This is a genomic window from Burkholderia sp. RS01 (assembly GCF_039748055.1).
Lineage (GTDB): Bacteria > Actinomycetota > Actinomycetes > Actinomycetales > Micrococcaceae > Arthrobacter.
Genome location: NZ_JBDLAK010000019.1, coordinates 100707 through 108161 on the forward strand (window position 1 = coordinate 100707; position 7455 = coordinate 108161).

Here is a 7455-nt window from a genome sequence, read left to right on the forward strand (position 1 = left end):
GCAAAACGTTTTGGGCTTGATGTGAAATACCATACACAAAACGTTTTGCATGTGTCAAGCGTCACCTTGGGAAGGTGTGGTCCGCGGGGTTTCGACAGGCGCAACCAGCGGGGACATTGGCAGCTCCACGGCGCGGGCATGGGTCCGGCCCGGCGCTGCCTCTCGGGCGGCGCCGGGCCGGATGTCTCGATGTACTACCGTCCTGTGGTGAAGCTCCAGGACTGTCCGCTGAGAGGGTTGCCTCCCGCATCCTTGATGCTCGCGGAAACCGTGGCCGTGTACCTCGTGTTGGCCGCCAATGTCACGTTCGGGTTCAGCGTTGCCACCCGGGTGGTGGCGTTGTAGCTGACGGCGTAGCTCACAAGCGCCCCCGTTGCGGCGTTGCGGAGGGCGAAGGTGCCGTTGGCTACACCCGTGACCCTTTCACTGATTGTCACCGTGACGTTGGCCGTGCGGCTGACCCCCGTCGCGTTGGCTGCCGGCGACTTCGCGGTCACCACCGGGCGCGGGCCCGTGGTGAAGGCAAAGGAGGTCGGGACCAGCGTGTTCCCGGCGAGATCCCTGATTCCGGCTGTGAGGCCCGCCGTGTACCTGGCATCGGCGGCAAAATTCGCAGCCGGGTTCAGGGTGGCGACCCGGGTGGCCGCGTTCCAGCTGACGGCGGCCGCGAGGGTCGCCCCGCCCGAGTTCTTCACCGTGTACGACGACGTGCTCAGGCCGGCGATCGGTTCGTTGAAGGTTGCCAGGATGTTGGTGGACTGGCTGGCTCCCAGGAAGCCGGCAGCCGGGACCTTCGACGTGAGGACCGGCGCCACCGTGTCGACCGTGACCGTGAGGCCCGCCGCGGACATGGTCTCGGTTCCACCGCCCGCAACTTCACCGGCGGTGACGGTGTGGCGCCCGTTGGCCAAGGCCCTGCTGGACGTGACCGAGTAGCTGCCGTTTGCGGCTACTGCTGCGCTTCCGCTGGCGATGCCGTCTATGTAGAGGTTCACGGTAGTGGCATCAGGCAGCGCGGCGGCTCCGGTGAAGGTGGGCGTGGTGCTGCGCGTGACGTTGTCCGTGGTGGAACTGCCCGTGTCGGAGACGGCGGTCAGGTCAGGAACGGACGGACCCTTGGCAAGCGGCGCGGTGCAGGGCGCGGACGGACCGGCGATCTCGCCGTCTTCGTAGATGGTGATCTCGGTGCCGACCGCGGGATTGGCGCCGAGCCACAGGCTGCGGCTTTGCGAGCTTGTCGGGTTCGATGCCCTGTCCGCGTCGGAAATGCCGTCAGCGCCGACGCCGGTCAGCCCGTTCCACGTTGCCGTCCAGGTGGTGAGGCCCGGACCGTCATAGGCGAAGGTGCCGTCGTCGCCGACGGCGGAGCTGGCACGGAGCGTCCGCTTCCCGTTGAGGGCGAACGACTGGTTGCCCGCAACGATCCTGGCCTCCAGCTGATCGACGGGAATCTGCCCGCCGCCGGGGGCGACTGCGGTCCCCTTCATCACCACGGTCCCGGCAGCGGTCTTCGTGGCCGGCTGCGTGACGGTGACGTTGGCCGTTGAAGTCTGGTCCCCGACGTCGGGCGCCGTGAGAACGCGCACGACGTCACCCGGGCGGATGTCCGGGGTGACCCCTTCCCAGCATCCTCCGCCGGGGTGGTTCACTTCCACGAGCCCGTCAAAGCCCGGTGTGCCGGGGTCGTCCTGCGGGGTGAGGTTGGATGCCGTGCCGATGACGGCGTTGGCGCGCAGCACCTGGATGGTGGGCCGGTCAGTGGCCGCGTAGCCGTCTGCTGAGACAAAGTCCCGGACCGGGAAAACAATAATTGAGTGCGGCGCGACAGGCACCGGGTTGACGACGGCGAACGCCGGAACAGCCACGGTCGGTACGGCCAGTGCGGCCAGCGCACCGGCCGTGATGGCGACCGCCAAGCGCTGACGATTTTTTGCAGATTTCATGGAAAAGCTCCCCTCCAAAGGCCCCAGACTTCACCTGGCTGAACCCCAGCCCGTCGGTGATGCACATCAGGTCCATGGCCCGATGTGGATGCCAGTATCGGGAGGCGACCCTGCGGAAACCTTTAACCCCCGCGCGGCGGCCCCCCTCAGGGGGGCCGCCGCAGCCCGCCGCCGGGCTGAACCGCCCGACGCCGGCCTGCCGCCCGGCGCTAGGCGTCCACCAGGTCCTCGTCCAGCTCCTCGAACTCCACGGCTGCCACGATTTCCTTGGTCACGGGGTTCAGCATGAACGCCTCGTCGTCCTCCTCGAGCATGACGAAGTCGCCGTGGTCGGTGTTGAAGTGCCAGGCCAGGACCGTCTCGCCGTTGTGCTCGTAGTTGGGGTCGCCCATGGTGATTTTCTGCAGCTCATAGCCGGCGATGTCGCAGAGTTCACGGATGATGACCTCGAATTCCGGGGCGTTCTCCAGTGCCTCCTCCTCGGCTTCGGCGCGCCGTTCTTCGAGGTCCGGGATCCGGGCGACGCGCTTGGCGATGTGGGCGGTCAGTTCGTCCTCGTTCAGGATCAGCAGGCCCTCCTGCGCCCGGAGCCAGGCCGCGTTGAGCGCGATGATGTCCTCGGTTTCGAGCAGCGACTCGAATTCGGCGTCGAGGTCTTCCATCGCCTGCACTGCCTCCGGGAGCTCGGCGTCGTCGTCGGACTCGCCGTCCAGGTAGATCCCCTCTTCCTCCTCCGACAGGGACTCAAAGGCCTCCACGGTGCGGTCGAAGAGCTCCAGGTGGGCGGCGGCGCCCATCCCTTCGAGGCCTTCGCGGATGTAGGCGTCCACTTCCTCGCGCTCCGGTGCGGTGAACACGTACTGCGCAAACCCGCCGCCGAGCGACTGGGCGAGGTAGAAGTCGACAAAGAAGCTGCGCAGGGCGTTGGGGGCGATTTCCTCGGAGTTGAGCAGCTCCTGGTACATGGTGTTCACCACGGTCACGTTGGCGTCAACAACCTCCCCGTTGCCGGCGTTGGCGCCGTCGACGGTCAGGACGACTGGGTATTCGCTGGAAGTCATGGGAATTCCTTACTGCTGAAAAGCCGGTGGTGCTCAGGACCCTTTCAACGTACGCGCCGCCTCCGCCCGCGGGTTGAGAGGCAGGTGAACGTCAGGCGAAGTTTCAGGGCCCCTGCCGGCTGACTAAGATGGGTCAGATAACCTGCAGATTTTTGACCTGCTGAAAGTAGCGCGCACCATGCCATCCCAACCGGACGAGAGTGCGGCACTGGCAATCCAGACCCCCGCGATCAACGACCGCTCCCTCGCGGCCGGGCTCGCGTATGCCATGGGCAGCCGCGTCTCCGGGATTTCCTTCGACGCCGCCACCGGCCTGATGCTGGGCAAGGTGCGCGGCGGATCAGACGTGCCGTATTCGACCACCGCCAAGCTGGTCCGGAAGGCCGGCGGCTGGAGCTGCACGGTGGGCGTGTGCAGCTGCCCTGTCCGCAAGGACTGCAAACATGTGGCGGCGCTGCTGTTCGCCGCCGAGGACAACCCGGCGATCCGGGTAAAACTGCTGGCCCCGTCCGAGGTGTCACGGTTATCCCGCGAGCCGCTGCAGCCCGAGCTCGCGGACTGGGAACAGGCCCTGAGCCCGCTGATTTCGCAGCCCGGCATCACCCCGTCCACCGGCGGCATCCCGCTGGCCCTGCAGTTCGAGGTGGAGGAACCCGCCCCGCACTTCTCCTACACGGGGCGCAGGGACCCCCTCCGCAGCGTCCGCCAGCTCAAGGCCAGGCCCGTGATCATGGGCGCCAAAGGCAAGTGGATCCGCGGCGACGTCTCCTGGAACACCCTGAGCTACCTGAATTTCCGCCGTGAGTGCAACGAGGCCCATGTGGAATGGATGCAGGCCTTCCTCGCCGCGCACACCGCCGCCGCGAACAGGGCACACTTGTCCTCCGCGCTCTGGCTGGGCATGAACACGTTCGCCGGCAAGAACCTGTGGAGTCTGCTGGCCGAGGCCAGGAAAATCGGCGTCGCCTTGGTCCACAGCCGCGGGCAGGAGCCGGTCCGGGTCGCGGACGATCCCGCCGCCGTGGGCCTGAGCCTGGGCCGTTTCGGCAGCACCGCGCCCGACGGCGGCGGGCTGGAGCTCGCGCCCACCATCAGCGTTGGAGGGGCCGAGGTGGACCCGGCGTCGGTGGGTACCATCGGACGCCCGGCGCACGGCATCTTCCTCACCTCCGGCGGGGATGCGCTGCCGGGGGTCGCCGCCGACACCGTGATCACGCTCGCCCCGCTGGAAAGCGGGCTCAGCGAGGAGCTCCTGACGTTCGTGACGGCGGGCAGCACGCTGCATATCCCGGCGCGGGACGAAGGCCGCTTCCTCACCGGCTTCTACCCCAAGCTCAAGCAGACCGCCCGGGTCACTGCTGCCGACGAATCGGTGGAGCTGCCCACCCTGGCCGTGCCCAAGCTGTCGCTGCTGGCCAACTACGGAGCGGACCACCGCGTCCGGCTGCACTGGGAGTGGCATTACACATCCGGAAACCTCGTCACCGCGCAGCCGCTGTGGCGCCACCCCGGCGATCACGGCTACCGCGACGATCCCGCCGAGGCGCGGATCCTGGAAGCGGTGGGCCAGCCGTGGGACGTGGTGCCGAAGCTCGGCGAATCGGCCAGCGGCGGCTGGGGCACGCCGCGGCTCGCGGCCACGTCCGAACTCAGCGGGTTGGACACCCTTGCGTTCACCGAGGAGGTCCTCCCCCGGCTCCGGGACACCCCCGGCGTCGACGTGGACACCTCCGGCGACATCGCGGACTACCGCGAGGCCGACGAGGCTCCGGTGGTGGCGATTTCGACGAAGGCGACCGACCAGCGGGACTGGTTCGACCTCGGCATCGTGATCACCCTCGAGGGCCAGCCGGTGTCCTTCGCGGCGCTGTTCTCCGCCCTGGCAGCGGGCCAGACTCGCATGCTGCTTCCCAGCGGCGCGTACTTCTCGCTGGACCTGCCGGAACTGCACCAGCTGCGCGCCCTGATCGACGAGGCCCGCGAGCTTCAGGACAACAAGGACGCCCCGCTGCAGATCAGCCGCTTCCAGGCGGGCCTGTGGGACGAGCTGGCGCAGCTGGGGATCGTGGACGAGCAGGCCGCAGCGTGGCGCGAGGCGGTGGGCGGGCTGCTGGAAGGCGGCGTGAACGGCCTGCCCCTGCCGGCCACCCTGAACGCGGAACTGCGGCCGTACCAGCTGGAGGGCTACAACTGGCTGAGCTTCCTGTACCGGCACGGGCTCGGCGGCGTGCTCGCGGACGACATGGGCCTGGGCAAGACCGTGCAGGCGCTGGCCCTGATGTGCGCCGCAAAGGAGCACCCTCCGGTTGGCGCGACTCCGCCGGCTGAGGGGGCGCCGTCCGTCGTCGGTACGGGTACAGCGCCCGACGGCGGCACTCCCTTCCTGGTGGTCGCCCCCACGAGCGTCGTGGGCAACTGGGAGGCCGAAGCCGCCCGCTTCGCGCCCGGACTGACGGTGCGTGCGATCGGCGAGACGTTTGCGAAAAGCGGGACCGACGCCGCCGAGGCGATGGCGGGCGCGGACGTGGTCATCACGTCGTACGCGCTGTTCCGGATCGACTACGACGCCTACGCCTCACGGCACTGGGCCGGACTGGTCCTGGACGAGGCCCAGTTCGTGAAGAACCACCAGTCCAAGGCTTACCAGTGCGCCCGGAAGCTGCCGGCCGGCTTCAAGCTGGCCATCACAGGAACGCCGCTGGAAAACAACCTCATGGAATTCTGGGCGCTGACCTCGATTGTGGCACCGGGACTGTTCGCGAGCCCCAAGCGGTTCGCCGAGTATTACCAAAAGCCGGTGGAGAAGAACGGTGACAAGGGGCAGCTGGACAAGCTCCGCCGTCGGGTCCGTCCCCTCATGATGCGCCGCACCAAAGAGCAGGTCATCCATGACCTGCCGCCCAAGCAGGAGCAGATCCTGGAAGTGGTGCTGAACCCGCGGCACCAGAAGGTGTACCAGACCCACCTGCAGCGCGAGCGCCAGAAGATCCTGGGCCTGATCGAGGACGTCAACAAGAACCGCTTCACCATCTTCCAGTCGCTGACCCTGCTCCGGCAGCTGAGCCTGGACGCCTCGCTGGTGGACGAGTCCCTGAGCGGGGTCAGGTCCAGCAAGCTGGACGTACTGTTCGAGCAGCTCGAAGACCTGGTGGCCGAGGGCCACCGCGCGCTGATCTTCAGCCAGTTCACGGGTTTCCTGGGCAAGGTCCGCGAGCGCCTCGTGGAGGAGAACATCGAGTTCTGCTACCTCGACGGCAGCACCCGGAACCGCACCGATGTGGTGAACGAGTTCAAGAACGGTGCGGCGCCGGTGTTCCTGATCAGCCTCAAGGCCGGCGGCTTCGGCCTGAACCTGACCGAGGCCGACTACGTGTTCCTGCTCGATCCGTGGTGGAACCCGGCGTCCGAGGCGCAGGCGGTGGACCGCACGCACAGGATCGGCCAGGCCCGGAACGTCATGGTCTACCGGCTGGTCGCCAAGGACACCATCGAAGAAAAAGTCATGGCCCTGAAGGCCAAGAAGTCCCAGCTCTTCGCGGACGTCATGGAGGGCGATGCGCTCTCCGGCGGTTCACTGACGGCCGAGGACCTGGCGGGGCTCTTCAACGACTGACGGCGGCGAGTACGCCGCGGCCGGCGACGCCACGGGCGGGAGCGCGGCCCGCGTCCGGATCCACCGGCCCAGCGCCTTGCCCTTGCCCTTCCACCAGTTGTCCTCGTCGTTGTCGGTGCGCCAGCGGTAGGTCACGACCACCAGCACGAACATCCCGGCAGTGACGTCGGGCCAGGCGCCGCGCGCTGCGGCGATCAGCACGTTGATGGCCGTGAACAGGATCGACGGCGGCGCGAGGGTCCTGAACACCGTGTTAGCCAGGTACCGGCGGTGAGAACGAGGCACCGAGAGCAGCCGGACCATGTCGAAGCAGGCGCACACGACCACGAGCGCTTGGCCCAGGGTCAGCAGTATAGAACCCGGCAGCGAGCCCGCGAATTGCACGGCCGATGCCAGCCCGGCGTTCATGGCCCGTTCCCGAACGGTGCAGGACCGGACGCTTCAGGAACTGGCGCCGCAGGACCGGCCGCTTCAGGACCGGCCGCCGTGAACCGCTGGCCGGGCGCAGCCGGATCTCTTGAACCGGTCATGGTGTTGCCCCCCGCCGCCGATCTGGATCGTTGCCTGCCAGGACCATTCAACGGCCGGCCGCGTGCTCAAGTCACGCGAGGCAGCTACCCGTCTTTCCGGGCCGGAACTACCCGAAAATTTCCCGGAGTACGCAGCCCGCCGCCCCGGCCAAGATACCGCGGGCCGTCCGCCGCGCGACGGCGGCCAACGCCCTAGCTGTACTGAGTCAGGACGTTGGTTACATCGTGAATAGGTGAAGACCTCTTAGGTTGGTGGTTACCACACACAGCCAACGACTAAGAGGTCTTCATGATCCACCGTAATGCCC

Annotated in this window: 4 protein-coding genes; 1 reads left to right on the forward strand and 3 read right to left on the reverse strand. The window is 67.6% G+C overall.

Going from position 1 to position 7455, the window contains the following annotated elements; genetic code table 11:
• Positions 1 to 194 precede the first annotated feature (194 nt).
• Together ABFP37_RS17145 and ABFP37_RS17150 are read right to left on the reverse strand one after the other, a co-directional pair.
• A complete protein-coding gene (locus ABFP37_RS17145; protein WP_347034290.1) occupies positions 195 to 1943 on the reverse strand; it encodes an Ig-like domain-containing protein in 1749 nt (582 codons plus the stop codon).
• A gap of 209 nt (positions 1944 to 2152) precedes the next feature.
• Entirely contained in the window at positions 2153 to 3004 is an 852-nt protein-coding gene (locus ABFP37_RS17150) for a hypothetical protein (RefSeq protein ID WP_347034291.1), read from the reverse strand.
• 178 nt (positions 3005 to 3182) lie between these two features.
• Between ABFP37_RS17150 and ABFP37_RS17155 the strand changes: the two genes are divergently transcribed.
• Complete coding sequence (locus tag ABFP37_RS17155) at positions 3183 to 6617, forward strand: DEAD/DEAH box helicase (protein WP_347034292.1); 3435 nt, start codon at positions 3183 to 3185, stop codon at positions 6615 to 6617.
• Here the strand turns inward: ABFP37_RS17155 and ABFP37_RS17160 are convergent.
• Positions 6576 to 7025, reverse strand: coding sequence for a hypothetical protein (locus ABFP37_RS17160; RefSeq protein WP_347034293.1), 450 nt, complete (start codon positions 7023 to 7025; stop codon positions 6576 to 6578). The genes ABFP37_RS17155 and ABFP37_RS17160 overlap by 42 nt on opposite strands.
• Between the last annotated feature and the right edge of the window lie 430 nt (positions 7026 to 7455).